This window comes from Neisseria lisongii, assembly GCF_028463985.1.
In the GTDB taxonomy this organism is placed as follows: Bacteria; Pseudomonadota; Gammaproteobacteria; order Burkholderiales; family Neisseriaceae; genus Neisseria; species Neisseria lisongii.
In genome coordinates this window covers 1617166-1635236 of the sequence record NZ_CP116766.1, presented here as the reverse complement: position 1 = coordinate 1635236, position 18071 = coordinate 1617166, and the positions used below count along the sequence as shown (strand labels likewise).

Here is an 18071-nt window from a genome sequence, read left to right as displayed (position 1 = left end):
CGGCGCTTTGCTGAATACCGAAATCTAACTGAATAAAAAGGACTTTTTATGAAACTGAATCAATCTCTGATGCTCGCATTTGCCGCCGTATCCGCAGGCGCAGCGTTCGCCCACGGCGTATCGGCGACCACTCAAACCGCCGGTGAATCCTTCCCGGCCTATGTCGGCAACGATGCCGAAGTGGTGTATTACAACCTCGCCGACAGCTATTATTACGACAAAGCCCACAACCGCTTGCCGCGCGAATACCATCCGGGCAAAGACACCGTCGTCGAGCGGATCAACACCAACGAAACCCAAACCGAGCAAACCACCACCACGACTTACCAACGTGAAGACGGCACCACCGTGATTGTCGAGCGTACCGTGGTGCAGCAGCCCGTTGCCAACCAGCAGCTGACCCCGTCTTACCACCACCAACGAGCGCCGATTGAAGGCGTGCGCAGCAACAGCTACACCCATATCAACGGCCGCTGATAAACAGCAACGCAGGCCGTCTGAAAATACACATTTCAGACGACCTGTTTCCCCAAACGGCAAAGGAAACCAACATGAATCATGCCCAAACGCTGCAAGCCGGGATTGCCGAAATGGGTTTGGCAATCAGCAGCAGCGAGCAGGAAAAACTGCTCGCCTACATCGGCCTGCTCAAAAAGTGGAACAAAACCTACAACCTCACCGCCCTGCGGGACGAATCGCAAATGGTCAGCCACCACCTGCTCGACAGCCTTACGCTGTTGCCCTACGTTGCCGGTGCGCAAACCATGCTTGATGTCGGTTCCGGCGGCGGCCAGCCGGGGATACCCACCGCCATTTGCCGCCCCGACCTGCAGATTACCCTGTTGGATGCCAACACCAAAAAAACCTCGTTTCTGCAGCAGGCAGCGATTGAATTGGAACTGAAAAACGTGCGGGTCGTCAGCGGCAGAGTCGAAGCCGTCAGCGATATGCAGGCAGACGTAATTACCAGCCGTGCCTTTGCCGAACTCGCCGATTTTGTCGGCTGGACGGCGCAGCTCTTGAAACCCGACGGCTACTGGGCAGCCATGAAAGGCGTGTATCCGCATGAGGAAATCGCCCGCTTGCCGCAAAACATCACCGTGGAAAAAGTGGACACGCTCCATGTGCCGCAACTCAATGCCGAGCGCCATATGGTGATTTTGCGCCAAACCGCAGCGCAGGCCGTCTGAAAATGAGTGTAACGAGTTTCTACGAAACCAAAACGAAATTTGCGCCAGCTAAACCGTATATCCATTTTCGCCAAATAACGGTACAATCCCAGCCAACCAACCTGAATAACCGAACATTATGAGCGCACAAATCATCGCCGTTGCCAACCAAAAAGGCGGCGTCGGCAAAACCACCACCACCGTCAATCTGGCCGCCTCACTCGCCGCCAGAAAACAACGGGTTTTGGTCATTGATTTAGACCCGCAGGGCAACGCCACCACCGGCAGCGGCATCGACAAAGCCGCCATCGAACAAGGCGTTTACCAAGTCGTATTGGGCGACACCGACATCCGCAGCGCTGTGATCCGCAGCGAAAGCGGCGGCTACGACGTATTGGCCGCCAACCGAGCCTTGGCAGGTGCAGAAGTCGAACTCGTGCAGGAAATCGCCCGCGAAATCCGCCTCAAAAACGCCTTGCAGGCCGTGGATAGCGATTACGATTTCGTCCTGATCGACTGTCCGCCCTCGCTCACACTCTTAACCCTCAACGGCCTTGTCGCCGCCAACGGCGTGATCGTACCGATGTTGTGCGAATATTACGCCTTGGAAGGCATTTCCGACTTAGTAGCGACCGTGCGCAAAATCCGACAGGCAATCAACCCGAAATTAGACGTAACCGGCATCGTGCGTACCATGTATGACGGCCGCAGCCGACTGGTGGTCGAAGTCAGCGAACAGCTCAAACAGCATTTCGGCAACCTCATGTTCGACACCACCATCCCCCGCAACATCCGCCTCGCCGAAGCCCCCAGCCACGGCATGCCCGCCTTGGCATACGATGCTTCCGCCAAAGGTGCAAAAGCCTATCTGGCATTGGCGGAAGAACTGATGAAACGGGTCGGCAAAACCGTCTGACGATGTAACAAGCGAAAGCAATGCCGTCTGAAAATTGGGTTTCCATAAATAGGAAATACAGTTTTCAGACGGCATTGTGAATAACGGGCAATCACCTGCTTTGCCCGTTATTTTATTCCACTATATTTTATTCAAAATTATTCAAACAAACGCCCCTGTGCCAACAATGCCCGCACGGGGGCGAAATCTTGGCGGTGTTCGGGCAGAACGCCGAATTGCTGTAATGCCGCCAGATGTTTGGCCGTGCCGTAACCTTTGTGCTGCGCAAAACCATATTGCGGGTAGCGTTTGTCTAAGGCATACATTTCCGCATCGCGGGCGGTTTTGGCCAGCACTGAAGCGGCGGAAATTTCCATGATTTTGCTGTCGCCTTTCACCACGGCTTCGGCGGCGATACCGAGATTTTCCGGCACACGGTTGCCGTCTATCCACACTTTGCTGGGTGTCAGGGACAAAGCGGCCACGGCTCGCTTCATCGCCAACATGGTGGCGTGCAGAATATTCAGTTCGTGAATTTCTGCGACCGATGCACTCGCCACCGCCCATGCCAAAGCCTGCTGTTTGATTTGTTCCGCCAGTATATCCCGCTTTTTCTCGCTGAGTTTTTTGGAATCGGTCAAACCGGGCAGGTGGTAATCTGCGGGCAGAATTACGGCGGCGGCAAATACGCTACCGACCAGCGGCCCGCGCCCGGCTTCGTCCACGCCGGCGGAAAGAATGGGTTGCATTAGAAAATCCGTTGTATATCGTTAAATCAAACCGGAATGGTCGTCCGGAAATCAGGCCGTCTGAAAATTGGGAAAATGATTATGGCTTTGCAGAAATTCGTTCCACTCATTTTTCAGACGGCCTCTGTTCATTTTGTTTCGCCGGAATTTCCGCTAAAACGGCAGCGGCGGCAAGGGCGGCGGTATCCTGTTTCAACAATAAATGCAGTTGGCGGAAATCCTCTTGTAAAGCTGCGGTTTTTTGCGGTTGGTCGTACCAGTCGGACACCGCCGCTGCCAGTTTTTCCGGCGTTGCATCGTGTTGCAGCAGTTCCGGCACAGCTTCCCGACCGAGCAGGATATTCGGCAGCCCGACATGCGGCACTTTGATTTTGCGCTTCACATAAGCATAAGTCAGCGGTGAAATTTTATAACTGATCACCATCGGTCGTTTGCACAGCGCCACTTCCAGCGTGGCAGTGCCGCTGGTAACCAAAACCACATCGGCGGCAGTGCAGACCAAATCCGACTGTTTGTCGGTCATCAGCAGCGGTAGGGCTGCAAATTCGGGTTGTGCCAATAAAGCGGTCAGACGGCGGCGGGTGGCGGCGGTGGCAGCGGGCAGCAGAAAACGGGCGTTCGGATATTTTTTCAGCAGCAGCAAGGCCGTCTGAAAAAACACCGGTGCCATATAGTCGATTTCACTGGTGCGGCTACCGGGCAGCAAGGCAAATACCGGAATATGTTCCGCCAGCCCCAACGTTTGGCGGGCGGCAGCCCGATCGTTTTCCAGCGGCATGGTCTGCGCCATCGGGTGGCCGACAAATTCCGCCCGTCCGCCCGCATCGAGATATAGCTGCGGTTCCATCGGAAACAGACACAATACTTTGTTCACCTGATGAACAATCGTATTAACCCGTTCCCGCCGCCAAGCCCACACCGACGGGCTGACATAATGCAGCGTCGGAATCCCCGCCGCTTTCAGTTTCTGCGCCACGCCGAGATTAAAGTCCGGCGCATCAATGCCGACAAATACATCAGGGCGGATACGGATTAAATCGTTCACGATCCCTTTGCGGATGCTCAAAATCGCAGGCAGCCGTTTAATCACCTCGACAAAACCGCGTACCGCCAGTTTTTCCTGATCATAAAGGCTCTCAAATCCCTCCGCTTTCATCCGTTCGCCGCCGATGCCGACAAAACGGATATCCGGCCGCTGTTGCCGCAACGCCCGCATCAAATGCGCACCGAGCAAATCCCCCGAAGCCTCGCCCACGCAGATGGCGACAGTCAGCAGATTGGTTGTCTGATTCATAAAATAGGCCGTCTGAAAATAAGATTAAGGCATTGTACCGAAAATATTGGTGAGGGGTGGTGTGGTTTTGGCGAAAATTTAGTGTGGGTGATTTTGGAAGGGCAAGAAATGAAGCAGAGGGGGATTTCGTTTTTCAGAAAAAACTTCAAAAATCTTTAAAAATCTTCAAACAAAATTTCCTTTTGTGATAGGTATTTGTAGATTTTGTCTGCGAAAAGTTGAATTTCAGTGTTGACTGGTTTGGGGACGAGGGGTATAGTTCGGTTCTTCGCTGCTTCGGCGGTGAAGAAAAAGACGAACAGAAGATTATAGCAGTTGGCCGGATTGATTGAAAGAGATTTCGATGAAAAAAGTTGACAGCGAAGAAAAATAGTCTGATAATTCGTTTTCGCTCTTTAACAGACAGATTACCGATAAGTGTGAGTGCATAAAGCCTCACACTGTTGAAAAGACAGACAAGACAAATGTTTTAACATTGACTTGTCAGTTTCTTTGAAGCAGACCAGAAGTTAAAAAAGTTAGAGATTAAACATAAGAGTTTGATCCTGGCTCAGATTGAACGCTGGCGGCATGCTTTACACATGCAAGTCGGACGGCAGCACAGAGAAGCTTGCTTCTTGGGTGGCGAGTGGCGAACGGGTGAGTAACATATTGGAACGTACCGAGTAATGGGGGATAACTAATCGAAAGATTAGCTAATACCGCATACGCTCTGAGGAGGAAAGCAGGGGACCTTCGGGCCTTGCGTTATTCGAGCGGCCAATATCTGATTAGCTAGTTGGTGGGGTAAAGGCCTACCAAGGCGACGATCAGTAGCGGGTCTGAGAGGATGATCCGCCACACTGGGACTGAGACACGGCCCAGACTCCTACGGGAGGCAGCAGTGGGGAATTTTGGACAATGGGCGCAAGCCTGATCCAGCCATGCCGCGTGTATGAAGAAGGCCTTCGGGTTGTAAAGTACTTTTGTCAGGGAAGAAAGGGCAGTTGCTAATATCGACTGCATATGACGGTACCTGAAGAATAAGCACCGGCTAACTACGTGCCAGCAGCCGCGGTAATACGTAGGGTGCGAGCGTTAATCGGAATTACTGGGCGTAAAGCGAGCGCAGACGGTTAGTTAAGCAAGATGTGAAATCCCCGGGCTCAACCTGGGAACTGCGTTTTGAACTGGCTGACTAGAGTGTGTCAGAGGGGGGTAGAATTCCACGTGTAGCAGTGAAATGCGTAGAGATGTGGAGGAATACCGATGGCGAAGGCAGCCCCCTGGGATAACACTGACGTTCATGCTCGAAAGCGTGGGTAGCAAACAGGATTAGATACCCTGGTAGTCCACGCCCTAAACGATGTCAATTAGCTGTTGGGCAACTTGATTGCTTAGTAGCGTAGCTAACGCGTGAAATTGACCGCCTGGGGAGTACGGTCGCAAGATTAAAACTCAAAGGAATTGACGGGGACCCGCACAAGCGGTGGATGATGTGGATTAATTCGATGCAACGCGAAGAACCTTACCTGGTCTTGACATGTACGGAATCCTCCAGAGACGGAGGAGTGCCTTCGGGAGCCGTAACACAGGTGCTGCATGGCTGTCGTCAGCTCGTGTCGTGAGATGTTGGGTTAAGTCCCGCAACGAGCGCAACCCTTGTCATTAGTTGCCATCATTAAGTTGGGCACTCTAATGAGACTGCCGGTGACAAGCCGGAGGAAGGTGGGGATGACGTCAAGTCCTCATGGCCCTTATGACCAGGGCTTCACACGTCATACAATGGTCGGTACAGAGGGTAGCCAAGCCGCGAGGTGGAGCCAATCTCACAAAACCGATCGTAGTCCGGATTGCACTCTGCAACTCGAGTGCATGAAGTCGGAATCGCTAGTAATCGCAGGTCAGCATACTGCGGTGAATACGTTCCCGGGTCTTGTACACACCGCCCGTCACACCATGGGAGTGGGGGATACCAGAAGTAGGTAGGCTAACCGCAAGGAGGCCGCTTACCACGGTATGCTTCATGACTGGGGTGAAGTCGTAACAAGGTAGCCGTAGGGGAACCTGCGGCTGGATCACCTCCTTTCTAGAGAAGAAGAGGCTTTAAGCACTCACACTTATCGGTAAACTGTAGATAGAGATGCGGATAACACTTGAGTGAAGGCTTAAGAGTTAAATCTGGGTTTGTAGCTCAGCTGGTTAGAGCACACGCTTGATAAGCGTGGGGTCGGAGGTTCAAGTCCTCCCAGACCCACCAAGAATGGGGGCATAGCTCAGTTGGTAGAGCACCTGCTTTGCAAGCAGGGGGTCATCGGTTCGATCCCGTTTGCCTCCACCAACTTCACAAATCAAAGCAAGTTGGGAAACAGAATCCTATTGACAAAAGATAGGAAGCTGATAGAATGCCCAGCTCATTTTGATTTGCGGAGTAATAGCAATATCAAACGCATCGATCTTTAACAAATTGGAAAGCCGAAATCAACAAACAAAGACAATGTCGGTTTACTTTAACGTTTAATGTTTGCAAACACTAAACGTTACCAAGAAGTAAACCACAGTATTTGGGTGATGATTGTATCGAGTTGCTCCTGAAACACAAAAGGCAGGAGCAACACACAACAAAGCAGTAAGCTTTATCAAAGTAAAAACCTTAAGCCGAGTTTCCTAGTCAACGGGAGCAAAGCGAAGTCAAAGAGGTTCTTGAAATGATAGAGTCAAGTGAATAAGTGCATCAGGTGGATGCCTTGGCGATGATAGGCGACGAAGGACGTGTAAGCCTGCGAAAAGCATCGGGGAGCTGGCAATAAAGCTATGATCCGGTGATGTCCGAATGGGGAAACCCACACAGCAATGTGTATCCTTATCTGAATACATAGGATAAGAGAAGCGAACCCGGAGAACTGAACCATCTAAGTACCCGGAGGAAAAGAAATCAACCGAGATTCCGCAAGTAGTGGCGAGCGAACGCGGAGGAGCCTGTACGTAATAATTGTTGAGATAGAAGAACAAGCTGGGAAGCTTGACCATAGTGGGTGATAGTCCCGTATTCGAAATCTCATCAATGGTACTAAGCGTACGACAAGTAGGGCGGGACACGAGAAATCCTGTCTGAACATGGGGGGACCATCCTCCAAGGCTAAATACTCATCATCGACCGATAGTGAACCAGTACCGTGAGGGAAAGGCGAAAAGAACCCCGGGAGGGGAGTGAAATAGAACCTGAAACCTGATGCATACAAACAGTGGGAGCATCCTTGTGGTGTGACTGCGTACCTTTTGTATAATGGGTCAACGACTTACATTCAGTAGCGAGCTTAACCGGATAGGGGAGGCGTAGGGAAACCGAGTCTTAATAGGGCGACTAGTTGCTGGGTGTAGACCCGAAACCGAGTGATCTATCCATGGCCAGGATGAAGGTGCGGTAACACGCACTGGAGGTCCGAACCCACGCATGTTGCAAAATGCGGGGATGAGCTGTGGATAGGGGTGAAAGGCTAAACAAACTCGGAGATAGCTGGTTCTCCCCGAAAACTATTTAGGTAGTGCCTCGAGTATGAGACTGATGGGGGTAAAGCACTGTTATGGCTAGGGGGTTATTGCAACTTACCAACCCATGGCAAACTAAGAATACCATCAAGTTGCTCCTCGGGAGACAGACAGCGGGTGCTAACGTCCGTTGTCAAGAGGGAAACAACCCAGACCGCCAGCTAAGGTCCCAAATGATAGATTAAGTGGTAAACGAAGTGGGAAGGCCCAGACAGCCAGGATGTTGGCTTAGAAGCAGCCATCATTTAAAGAAAGCGTAATAGCTCACTGGTCGAGTCGTCCTGCGCGGAAGATGTAACGGGGCTCAAATCTATAACCGAAGCTGCGGATACCGTAAGGTATGGTAGGGGAGCGTTCTGTAGGCCGAAGAAGGTGCATTGTAAAGTGTGCTGGAGGTATCAGAAGTGCGAATGTTGACATGAGTAGCGATAAAGCGGGTGAAAAGCCCGCTCGCCGAAAGCCCAAGGTTTCCTACGCAACGTTCATCGGCGTAGGGTGAGTCGGCCCCTAAGGCGAGGCAGAAATGCGTAGTCGATGGGAAACAGGTTAATATTCCTGTACTTTGATTCAATGCGATGTGGGGACGGAGAAGGTTAGGTTAGCAAACTGTTGGAATAGTTTGTTTAAGCCGGTAGGTGGAAGACTTAGGCAAATCCGGGTCTTCATAACACCGAGAAGTGATGACGAGTGTCTACGGACACGAAGTAACCGATACCACGCTTCCAGGAAAAGCCACTAAGCTTCAGTTGAATCAGAACCGTACCGCAAACCGACACAGGTGGGCAGGATGAGAATTCTAAGGCGCTTGAGAGAACTCGGGAGAAGGAACTCGGCAAATTGATACCGTAACTTCGGGAGAAGGTATGCCCTTCGATGTTAAGCCCTTGCGGCGTAAGCATTGGAGGGTCGCAGAGAATAGGTGGCTGCGACTGTTTATTAAAAACACAGCACTCTGCTAACACGAAAGTGGACGTATAGGGTGTGACGCCTGCCCGGTGCTGGAAGGTTAATTGAAGATGTGAGAGCATCGGATCGAAGCCCCAGTAAACGGCGGCCGTAACTATAACGGTCCTAAGGTAGCGAAATTCCTTGTCGGGTAAGTTCCGACCCGCACGAATGGCGTAACGATGGCCACACTGTCTCCTCCCGAGACTCAGCGAAGTTGAAGTGGTTGTGAAGATGCAATCTACCCGCTGCTAGACGGAAAGACCCCGTGAACCTTTACTGTAGCTTTGCATTGGACTTTGAAGTCACTTGTGTAGGATAGGTGGGAGGCTTAGAAGCAGAGACGCCAGTCTCTGTGGAGCCGTCCTTGAAATACCACCCTGGTGTCTTTGAGGTTCTAACCCAGGTCCGTAATCCGGATCGGGGACCGTGCATGGTAGGCAGTTTGACTGGGGCGGTCTCCTCCCAAAGAGTAACGGAGGAGTTCGAAGGTTACCTAGGTCCGGTCGGAAATCGGACTGATAGTGCAATGGCAAAAGGTAGCTTAACTGCGAGACCGACAAGTCGAGCAGGTGCGAAAGCAGGACATAGTGATCCGGTGGTTCTGTATGGAAGGGCCATCGCTCAACGGATAAAAGGTACTCCGGGGATAACAGGCTGATTCCGCCCAAGAGTTCATATCGACGGCGGAGTTTGGCACCTCGATGTCGGCTCATCACATCCTGGGGCTGTAGTCGGTCCCAAGGGTATGGCTGTTCGCCATTTAAAGTGGTACGTGAGCTGGGTTTAAAACGTCGTGAGACAGTTTGGTCCCTATCTGCAGTGGGCGTTGGAAGTTTGACGGGGGCTGCTCCTAGTACGAGAGGACCGGAGTGGACGAACCTCTGGTGTACCGGTTGTGACGCCAGTCGCATCGCCGGGTAGCTAAGTTCGGAAGAGATAAGCGCTGAAAGCATCTAAGCGCGAAACTCGCCTGAAGATGAGACTTCCCTGAGGATTTAATCCTCCTAAAGAGTCGTTCGAGACCAGGACGTTGATAGGTGGGGTGTGGAAGTGCGGTAACGCATGAAGCTAACCCATACTAATTGCTCGTGAGGCTTGACTCTATCATTTGAAGAACTTCAAAGATAAAAGCTTACTGATGATTCAATCATCACCAACAGTTGATTAAACAATAAATAACTGCAGGAAACTGCATAACGGCTTAACAATTTGTACAGTTTAAGTTTGGCGGCCATAGCGAGTTGGTCCCACGCCTTCCCATCCCGAACAGGACCGTGAAACGACTCAGCGCCGATGATAGTATGGTTCTTCCATGTGAAAGTAGGTCACCGCCAAACACCCATTCCAAGCCCCTGAGGATTCCTCGGGGGCTTACTTCATTTGATAAACACTCAAAACGATACAGCAAATCCCCAAAACCCATCACCAAAACTTGAACCGCTGCAAAAAAATCCGTATCATCAAATCAAAACAACCCACACAAAGGAGAAAAACCATGAAAAAACTGCTTACCGCAGCCGCACTGATGCTTGCCACCGCATTTGCCGCCGCAGCCGTCAACATCAACACCGCTTCCGAAACCGAACTGACTGCCTTACCCGGCATCGGCCCGGCCAAAGCAAAAGCCATTGTAGAGTACCGCAAACTTAACGGTGCGTTCAAATCCCCCGAGGAGCTGAAAAACGTCAAAGGCATCGGGGAGGGCATCTTCTCGAAACTGAAAGGGGAGGCCGTTACTTCCACCCCGCCTGCTAAAAAGGCCGGCCCTGCTTTGAAAAAGTAGGAAGGGTGGCGGGGTAAACGCCGGAATATCAAACCGTAATGTAAAGCCGTCCGGACTATACAGCCCGGGCGGCTTTGCGTTGCCACAAAGGGGGGACGTCTGGAAAATGGGGATTGCTAGGTTGATTGAGGGGTTGGGTAATACCAACAGTAAATGAATGTATTATCGGAATTCATCTTTCCAATTCGGAAACTGTCAAGAAAAAACAGTTACCTAATCCGCCGAGATGGATTCCGACTTTCGCAGGAATGACGGGCGTGTTGGGTTTGGAATGTGCTGGCAATTCGGTTGATTCACTGTAAATGAAAGAACACGTGCGTGCTATGGTGCGCAATCTGCACCAACTTTAAATAGCCAACAAAGATGTCCCAAGTGCCATCATCATTGCTCCGAACCAGATCATGATAACAATTAAATAAAGCCAGATGATTGCTTTATTCAGCATCATGGCTTTTTTATCATCAAGTTTATTTTTAAATAAACGTTGGGTGAAGCCAATGAGGAAGATTGCAACGGAAAGTGGCCAGAGGATGGATAAAACGGTTGGTTCTGTAATCCAAAGACGGCCTGCTCGTGTGAGGAAGATGGCTGTGATGAATGAAATAAAAGGGATAAATGTGGCTATCCAAATAATTTGGGATAGTTTTTGGGTTAGCTTTTGACGTTCTATTGAGCCTTTTTCTTTATTGGTGATGAGGATGGTGAACACGATAGAGGTTAAAAGCAGAATCGGTAAAATAATAAAGCCTGTAACCATCAATGTTATCAATACGAAAGAATCGACATCGGAATTGTTGTAAAACATAGATAACCCGTTCTATATTGTGATGACTAAAATTTTGCAAAGATTTGAAGCCGTCTGAAAATCGGTTTTGTTCAGTAAAATCCTGTTTTCAGACGGCCTGTTTTTATTTTGCCTGTCGGATTTGTTTGACCCGTTCGGAGGTAATCGGGTGGGTGCTGAGTAGCGGGGACAGTGCGTCGTCGTTGTGGCGGTGTTCTGTTTCCAAGCGGTTGAGGAAGGTGGCGAGGCGTTCAGGCGGGATGCCCAGCCGTTTGAGTTCGGCTACGGCGTGGTGGTCGGCTTCCAGTTCGAAGGCTTGGGAATATTGGGCGCTGACGAGGGCGGTGGGCAGGGTGGTGAGCAGGTCGCTGACATCGCCGGTCAGGGCAGACAGGAAGATGCTGATGCCGACACCTTGCAGGGCTTGCTGCAGGCTGTGGCGGTGGATCAGATGGCCTTGTTCGTGTGCCAAAACGGCGAGGATTTCGTGGTCGTGTTGCGTCAGATTGATTAATTCGTCGGTGATGATGATGGTGTTGTTGGGGATGGCGGCGGCGTTTGCGCCGAAGAAATCGCCGCCTTGGCGGAAAATCAGTTTGGCGGGGTGGTCGGGTTTGAGGGTTTGGTAATACAGGGCTTTGATTTGTTCTTGGCGCTGCGTTTTCAGACGGCTTGGTTGGGTGAGTTCGACCAATGCCTGCTCGGCCTGTTCACCGGCATGGCGCATGATTTCGGGCGGCAGGTGTTCGGCGGTATAGCGGGCGGCGGCGGGTATGCCCCACACAAACAGGGAAATGCTGAAACAGATAACGGCAATGATGCTGATGCCGATCCATTTCCAGCTTTTTTCAAGGTGTTGGATACGGGCGAACATTTGCCTGCGTTTGAGCGGCAGCCATGCGGGCGGTTGGCCTTGTTCGAACTCGATACGGCCGTCGTCGGTCAGTTCCAGCGCAGGCGGAATATTGCCGACGGCGGCGATATATTCGGTTTGTGCCAAGTCGTATAAAATTTCTTTGCCGTTGTTGAGCTTAACGCATAAGCAGCCGGCTTCGTTCAGGTAGATTTCGGCGGCGTGGGGTGTATTGGTTTTGCCGTCGTAATAACGGACGGAGGCAGTGGGTTTCATATACTTGGCACTCTCAATCGAAATGAAATATCGGGGAAACGCCCCCGATATTTTGGATTACAGCGAAATATCCAGATCAAACACATCGGCAATTTCTTCGCCGAGTGCCGTGGTGTTTTCCTGCAACTGATTTTCCAGCGTTTGCGGATCATCGCTCAAATTGATGGACAGGCTCTCGATTTTGTAGCGGTACATCCGAATAAACGCCCAAGGCTGAAGCAGGCCGAGCGTGAAAATGCAGGCAAGCACATTGCTGACGCTGATCCACAGATAGGTCAGCGGTTTCAAATCGGTTGAAATTCTGCTGTTGCCGATCTGCGTGCCGTTCCAAGTTGCCCGAAACAGATAGGCCCGTGTCAGCACGATACTCAGCAACATCAAGAGATATAGCGGGAAAAACAGCAGGGCGAAGATTTCAGGCGATTCATCGTTGCCTGCAAACAGCGCAGCAAACATCAACACATAAGCCGCCATCGCCAGCAGATACGGCAGCAGCAAGGCTTTATAAAAACGACCGATGCCGCTGTTCAGTTTAAACTGAAGCTGTCCCGCATGAAGATGGTTGAGTTGGTAGGCTTTGAACCAATACAGCGCTAAGGGCGAGAGCAGGCCGAGACTGAATACCGATACCAGCAGGCATTTCATGCACACCCAATAAGTTTTGCCGACCGATGCCGAGAAATAAAAGCGGCTGTTGCCGTATTTACTGTTGCGTGCCAAAAAACGCATACTCGAACGAATCAGCCACGGCATGGCAAGCGCCAGCACGCCCCAAGCCGCTAAAACATACAGCGGGTCGATTTGCGAAGAAAACACAAACGGCAGAAACAGAATCAGTGCGATAATCCGCCCGATTAAAATCCGACCCGGAGAAGCGGTAAAATCAAAGCGGTTGCCCGCCAGCGCCGTGTTGCCGTAAAGATAGCGCAGGCGGCGCACTTTTGCCCACGGCGCATAAAACGACAGCGTAATCACGCCCAGCACCAAATTGACAATCCAAATCTGAAAATATTCTCCGGCATTGCCGTGAAACTGAAAACGCTGTCGCTGCAGCTTATCAGGGCGGTTTTCAGACGGCATGGGGGTTTCGATATTGTTGTCCATATTGCTCCCGTTTTGATTTTTGAGTGGAACTATCGTGAATTCACTTTAAAAGTATTACAGCGTTGGCTCGCCCGGCTCAAAGAGAACGGTTTTTGTAACCGGATTAAACAACAATCCGGACAAAACCTGTCCCGTACTACCTGTACTGTCTTCGGCTCGCCGCCTTGTACTACTTTTAAAGTGAACCCACTATAAATGTAGCTATTTGAAAAATAAACATCATTATAACGGATAGCGGTGGAAAGTTTAAACAAGAAAACAAAAATCATTTTTATTTGATAGAAAGGCCGTCTGAAAATTGATTTTCAGACGGCCTTTATTACATTGCCTGCGGTTTAGCGGTGTTAATGTGCCGCTTCCCAGTTTTCGCCCACGCCGACTTCGGCCAGCAGTGGCACGGCCATCAGCCCGCCGTCCACCGCCGCCATGATTTGCGGCAGGTGTGTGCGGATGTGTTCCAACTCGGTGTGCGGCACTTCCAACACCAATTCGTCATGCACCTGCATTACCAGTTTGCTGGCGAGGCCGTCTGAAATCAGGTGGTTGCGTACGGCAATCATCGCCCGTTTAATCAAATCCGAGGCCGTACCCTGCATCGGGGCGTTGATGGCGGCACGTTCGGCACCGGCACGGGCGTTGGCGTTTTTGCTGTGGATGTCGGGCAGATACAGGCGGCGGCCGAACAGGGTTTCGACAAAGCCTTGTGCGGCGGCCTGTTCTTTGGTGCGCTGCATGTATTCGGCAACGCCGGGGTAGCGGGCAAAATAGCGGTCGATAAAGGTTTTGGCGGAAAGGTTGTCGATGCCCAGCGATTTTGCCAAACCGTATTGACCCATGCCGTAAATCAGGCCGAAGTTGATGGTTTTGGCGTAGCGGCGCTGCTCGCTGCTGACTTGGTCGGCGGCGATGCCGAACACTTCGGCGGCGGTGCGGCGGTGGACATCTTCGCCGTTTTGGAAGGCATGAATCAGGGTGGCATCGCCGGAAAGGTGCGCCATAATCCGCAATTCGATTTGCGAATAGTCGGCCGACACAATCACGCTGTTTTCGGGCGCAGTAAAGGCTTTGCGTACCCGGCGGCCTTCTTCGGTGCGGATCGGAATGTTTTGCAGGTTGGGGTTGCTGCTGGCAAGCCGTCCGGTGATGGCGACGGCTTGGGCGTAGGTGGTGTGTACCCGTTTATCCTGCGGGGCAATCATTTCGGGCAGTTTGTCGGTATAAGTGGATTTGAGTTTGGCCAAGCTGCGGTTTTCCAAGATGATTTTCGGCAGCGGATAATCGAGGGCAAGCTGTTCCAATACGGCTTCGTTGGTGGAAATGCCGCCGGAGGCGGTTTTTTTCAGGCCTTTGGTCGGAATCCCCATTTTGCCGAACAGGATTTCCTGAAGCTGTTTGGGCGAATTGAGGTTGAACGGCTGACCGGCGGTTTCGTATGCCTGCTGCTCCAATTCGAGCAGGCGTTGGCCCAATTCCCGGCTTTGGCGGGCGAGTTCGTCCGAATCAATCTGCACGCCGCAGCGTTCCATTTCAAACAATACCTGCGCCACCGGCAATTCCATGTTTTGATACATGTCGAGCTGTTTGGCATCCATCTGCTGCTTGAGATGAGCCTCGATACGCAGCGCAAAATCGGCATCTTGGGCGGCGTATTCGGTGGCCTGCGCCACATCGACATCGGCAAAGGAAATCTGCTTCGCCCCCTTGCCGCACAGGGATTCGTAGGTGATGGTCGGCAGGCCGAGCCAGCGTTCGGCGAGTTCGTCCAAACCGTGTCCCAAATGGCTTTCGAGAATATACGAGGCGAGCATGGCATCGCCGGCAATGCCGTTGAGCGCAATGCCGTAATTGGCGAAAACGTGTTGGTCGTATTTGAGGTTTTGCCCGATTTTCTGCAGGGCAGGGTTTTCCAAGTGGATTTTCAGACGGCCTAACACATCTGCTAAGTCCAACTGTTCGGGGGCGGCGGTCGGATTGTGTCCCAAAGGCAGATACACCGCTTCACCGGCGGTAAAAGCGATGCTGATGCCCACCAGTTTTGCCTGCATGGCATCGAGCGAAGTGGTTTCGGTGTCAATCCCGATTTGTTCCGCCTGCGCCAGTTTGTCCAACAGAGCTTGGAAAGCAGCTTCATCGGTAACGGCGGCATAGTTCAGGCTTTGCGGTGCGGCGGCAAGCACAGGTTCGGCACGCTCTTCGGCAAGCGCCGCCTGTTCGCCCACGGTGTCGCTACCGAACAAATCTTCATTGGCACCGGCTTTGAGCTGGGTTTCGGCTTCTTTCAGCCAAGTGCGGAAACCCCAGCGTTTGAAGTCCACCGCCAGTTGCGCCCATTTCGGCGTGCGGCGGCGCAGGCTGTCCAAACCTTCGGGCAAGTCGCCGTGCAAATCGACATCGGTTTTAATCGTAACCAGTTCGTAAGACAGCGGCAAACGGGGTAGGGCAGCGGCCAGATTTTCGCCGACTTTGCCTTTGATTTCGGCGGCGTTCGCCATCACGCCTTCGAGTGAACCGTAAGCGTCCAGCCATTTTACAGCGGTTTTCGGGCCGCATTTTTCCACGCCCGGCACATTGTCCACTTTGTCGCCCATCAGCGCCAGATAATCCCGAATCTGATCCGGCCGCACGCCGAATTTGCCGATGACGCCGGCAATATCCAGCGTTTCGCCGCTCATGGTGTTTACCAGCGTTACCTGCTCATTGACCAACTGTGCCATATCTTTGTCGCCGGTGGAAATAATCACATTCCAGCCCGCTTCGCCGCCCTGTTTGGCCAGCGTGCCGATAACATCGTCCGCCTCCACATCCGGCACAACCAGCACCGGCCAGCCCATCAGCCGCACCAAGTCCGGCAAGGCTTCCGCCTGCGGCCGCAAATCATCAGGCATGGGCGGACGAGTTGCCTTGTATTCTTCAAATAAATCGTGGCGGAAATTTTTTCCTTTTGCATCAAATACAACGGCACAATAATCATGCGGATACTCGCTGCGCAGGCGGCGCAGCATATTCAGCACGCCGTACAGCGCACCGGTCGGCACGCCGTCGGGCGCACTCAGATTCTGTCCCATCGCATGATACGCACGGTAAAGATAAGAAGAACCGTCAACTAACAGCAGGGTCGGTTTGGACATAAATATACTTTCGCTTAACTCGGAATCATCGGGGCATTATATCGTGAATTCACTTTAAAAGTATTACGGCGGGGCGGTTTCATGCGGGTTGCGCCATATCAAAACGGTTTTATCATTTCCCCTGTTGCGTGGTTCAACAAGCGAAACGCCCACCGTTTCCGATGGGCGCTCACTAGGGAGAAATGAAATGAAGCTCACCCTTCAAATCATCTTCTTAGTATCCTGATGTTGGCAAGCAGTAACGCCTTCTGATGATAACCTAGTCAGGCGGCAACGGTAGCAGCCGTTGTTTGCCTGATGCCCTAGCTTTATGCTGAAACGGTTTCTTTTGTCAATTTGCACAGCAGGTTGTTCTATAGTTAAAACACCGAATTTTCCATACAAAAGCAGGCGTAGATTGAGGTTAGCGAGGCACGAGCGTAACCCAACAAAACCTTATGTTTCAAGGTGTTTTCAATCGTGTTGGGTCTCGACCCAACCTACGCCCTGTTTAAAAACCGTATAAATTATTCAGTGTATTTACTATATCCGATAAGAATATTGAAAAAACCGACAGCACAGCGGCTGTCGGTTCTGCATTGATGAACGGTTGCACCGGCGGATTATTCGGCCAGCAGCTCTTCCGGTTTCACTTTGTCGCCGTACACCGGCATCAGGGTTTTTTCGTAGGCGGTTTTCAGACGGCCGTCTTTTTTCATGGCGGCAATTTCGCTGTTTACCCAATCCAGCAGGGCTTGGTCGCCTTTTTTCACCGCAGGGGCAATGGATTCGGCCGGGCCGATGTTGCCGATGGCTACTTCAAAATCAGGGTTTTCTTTTGCCCACGCCCACAGCAGCGCATTGTCGTGCGACAGTGCCACGCCGCGGCCGTCTTTCAAAGCGTCGAAGGTTTCGGTGTTTTGGTCGAATTTCAACAGTTTGACTTCAGGGTGGTTTTTAGTGAAAAACGCATCGGCGGTGGTGCCTTTGTTGACCAGCAGGGTTTGGTCTTTCAACTGGGCAACGTCGGTAATGGGTTGGTTTTTCGGAGAAACCACGCCCAAGGCGACTTTCATGTAAGGCTCGGCGAAATCGACGGCTTCGGCACGTTCAGGGGTTTGGGTGAAGTTGGCGAGCAAAACGTCCACTTTGCCGGAACGGATGTATTCGACACGGTTGGCCGCTTCGGTCAGCACAAATTCGACTTTGTCGGGGCTGCCGAGCAGGTCTTTGGCCATTTCTTTGGCGATTTCTACGTCAAAGCCTTGGTTTTTGCCCTCGGCATCAACATAGCCGAACGGCGGTTTGTCGCCGAATACGCCGATGCGGATAACGCCTTTTTCTTTGATGGCGGCAACGGTGTCGGCTGCGGCTGCCGGTTTGTCGGCGGCTTCCTGTGCCGAACCGCCGCAGGCGGCCAGTCCGAGGCTGAGGGTAACGCCTGCGAGCAGGGCTTTGAATTTGCTGTTCAGTTTCATACTTTCTTCCTTTTTGTGTGGGTTGAATTTAAACGGGGGAGGCCGTCTGAAAATCGGGGCTGTCTGATATAGCGAATGGAATTTATCTGCTATAAAACAATTT

11 protein-coding genes, 2 tRNA genes and 3 rRNA genes are annotated in these 18071 nt (G+C 51.8%); 9 read left to right on the top strand and 7 right to left on the bottom strand.

Features of this window, described 5'->3' with window-relative positions; genetic code table 11:
• The first annotated feature begins 48 nt into the window (after positions 1 to 48).
• The 3 genes from PJU73_RS07505 (at position 49) to PJU73_RS07495 (ending at position 2085) form a co-directional block, all read left to right on the top strand.
• Positions 49 to 477, top strand: a complete 429-nt coding sequence (locus PJU73_RS07505) for a hypothetical protein (RefSeq protein ID WP_237090804.1) — start codon at positions 49 to 51, stop codon at positions 475 to 477.
• A gap of 74 nt (positions 478 to 551) precedes the next feature.
• The gene (gene rsmG / locus PJU73_RS07500; RefSeq protein WP_237090805.1) at positions 552 to 1190 is read left to right on the top strand and encodes a 16S rRNA (guanine(527)-N(7))-methyltransferase RsmG; all 639 of its coding nucleotides are present in this window, start codon (positions 552 to 554) and stop codon (positions 1188 to 1190) included.
• 118 nt (positions 1191 to 1308) lie between these two features.
• Positions 1309 to 2085 (top strand): ParA family protein, encoded by a 777-nt coding sequence (locus PJU73_RS07495; protein ID WP_237090806.1) that lies wholly within the window; start codon positions 1309 to 1311, stop codon positions 2083 to 2085.
• Between the two features lie 137 nt (positions 2086 to 2222).
• Here PJU73_RS07495 and rnhB read toward each other — a convergent pair whose 3' ends face one another.
• Both rnhB and lpxB read right to left on the bottom strand, forming a co-directional pair.
• Complete coding sequence (gene rnhB / locus PJU73_RS07490) at positions 2223 to 2813, bottom strand: ribonuclease HII (RefSeq protein WP_237090807.1); 591 nt, start codon at positions 2811 to 2813, stop codon at positions 2223 to 2225.
• Positions 2814 to 2919: 106 nt separating this feature from the next.
• A complete protein-coding gene (gene lpxB / locus PJU73_RS07485) occupies positions 2920 to 4107 on the bottom strand; it encodes a lipid-A-disaccharide synthase (protein WP_237090808.1) in 1188 nt (395 codons plus the stop codon).
• A 527-nt stretch (positions 4108 to 4634) separates the two neighbouring features.
• On the opposite strand from lpxB, the gene PJU73_RS07480 reads away from it, so the two are divergent.
• The 6 genes from PJU73_RS07480 to PJU73_RS07455 all read left to right on the top strand — a co-directional run bounded on the left by PJU73_RS07480 (position 4635) and on the right by PJU73_RS07455 (position 10366).
• A 16S ribosomal RNA gene (locus PJU73_RS07480) occupies positions 4635 to 6175 on the top strand.
• Between the two features lie 94 nt (positions 6176 to 6269).
• Positions 6270 to 6346, top strand: a tRNA-Ile gene (locus PJU73_RS07475).
• Positions 6347 to 6351: 5 nt separating this feature from the next.
• Positions 6352 to 6427: transfer RNA gene (locus PJU73_RS07470), tRNA-Ala, on the top strand.
• A gap of 374 nt (positions 6428 to 6801) precedes the next feature.
• Positions 6802 to 9686 (top strand): 23S ribosomal RNA (locus tag PJU73_RS07465).
• Between the two features lie 120 nt (positions 9687 to 9806).
• A 5S ribosomal RNA gene (gene rrf, locus PJU73_RS07460) occupies positions 9807 to 9920 on the top strand.
• The 16S, 23S and 5S rRNA genes sit together here with 2 tRNA genes alongside, the layout of an rRNA operon.
• Before the next feature lie 158 nt (positions 9921 to 10078).
• Positions 10079 to 10366, top strand: coding sequence for a ComEA family DNA-binding protein (locus tag PJU73_RS07455; protein ID WP_237091492.1), 288 nt, complete (start codon positions 10079 to 10081; stop codon positions 10364 to 10366).
• Between the two features lie 346 nt (positions 10367 to 10712).
• Here PJU73_RS07455 and PJU73_RS07450 read toward each other — a convergent pair whose 3' ends face one another.
• From PJU73_RS07450 to PJU73_RS07430, 5 genes are all read right to left on the bottom strand, one after another.
• Entirely contained in the window at positions 10713 to 11171 is a 459-nt protein-coding gene (locus tag PJU73_RS07450) for a hypothetical protein (protein ID WP_237091797.1), read from the bottom strand.
• A 103-nt stretch (positions 11172 to 11274) separates the two neighbouring features.
• Positions 11275 to 12279: a M48 family metallopeptidase gene (locus PJU73_RS07445; protein ID WP_237091798.1), complete on the bottom strand. Its 1005-nt coding sequence runs from the start codon at positions 12277 to 12279 to the stop codon at positions 11275 to 11277.
• A gap of 57 nt (positions 12280 to 12336) precedes the next feature.
• Positions 12337 to 13383, bottom strand: a complete 1047-nt coding sequence (locus tag PJU73_RS07440) for a YjgN family protein (protein ID WP_237091799.1) — start codon at positions 13381 to 13383, stop codon at positions 12337 to 12339.
• Positions 13384 to 13727: 344 nt separating this feature from the next.
• Positions 13728 to 16511 (bottom strand): DNA polymerase I, encoded by a 2784-nt coding sequence (gene polA, locus PJU73_RS07435; RefSeq protein ID WP_237091800.1) that lies wholly within the window; start codon positions 16509 to 16511, stop codon positions 13728 to 13730.
• 602 nt (positions 16512 to 17113) lie between these two features.
• Positions 17114 to 17968, bottom strand: coding sequence for a cysteine ABC transporter substrate-binding protein (locus PJU73_RS07430; RefSeq protein WP_237091801.1), 855 nt, complete (start codon positions 17966 to 17968; stop codon positions 17114 to 17116).
• Positions 17969 to 18071: the final 103 nt, after the last annotated feature.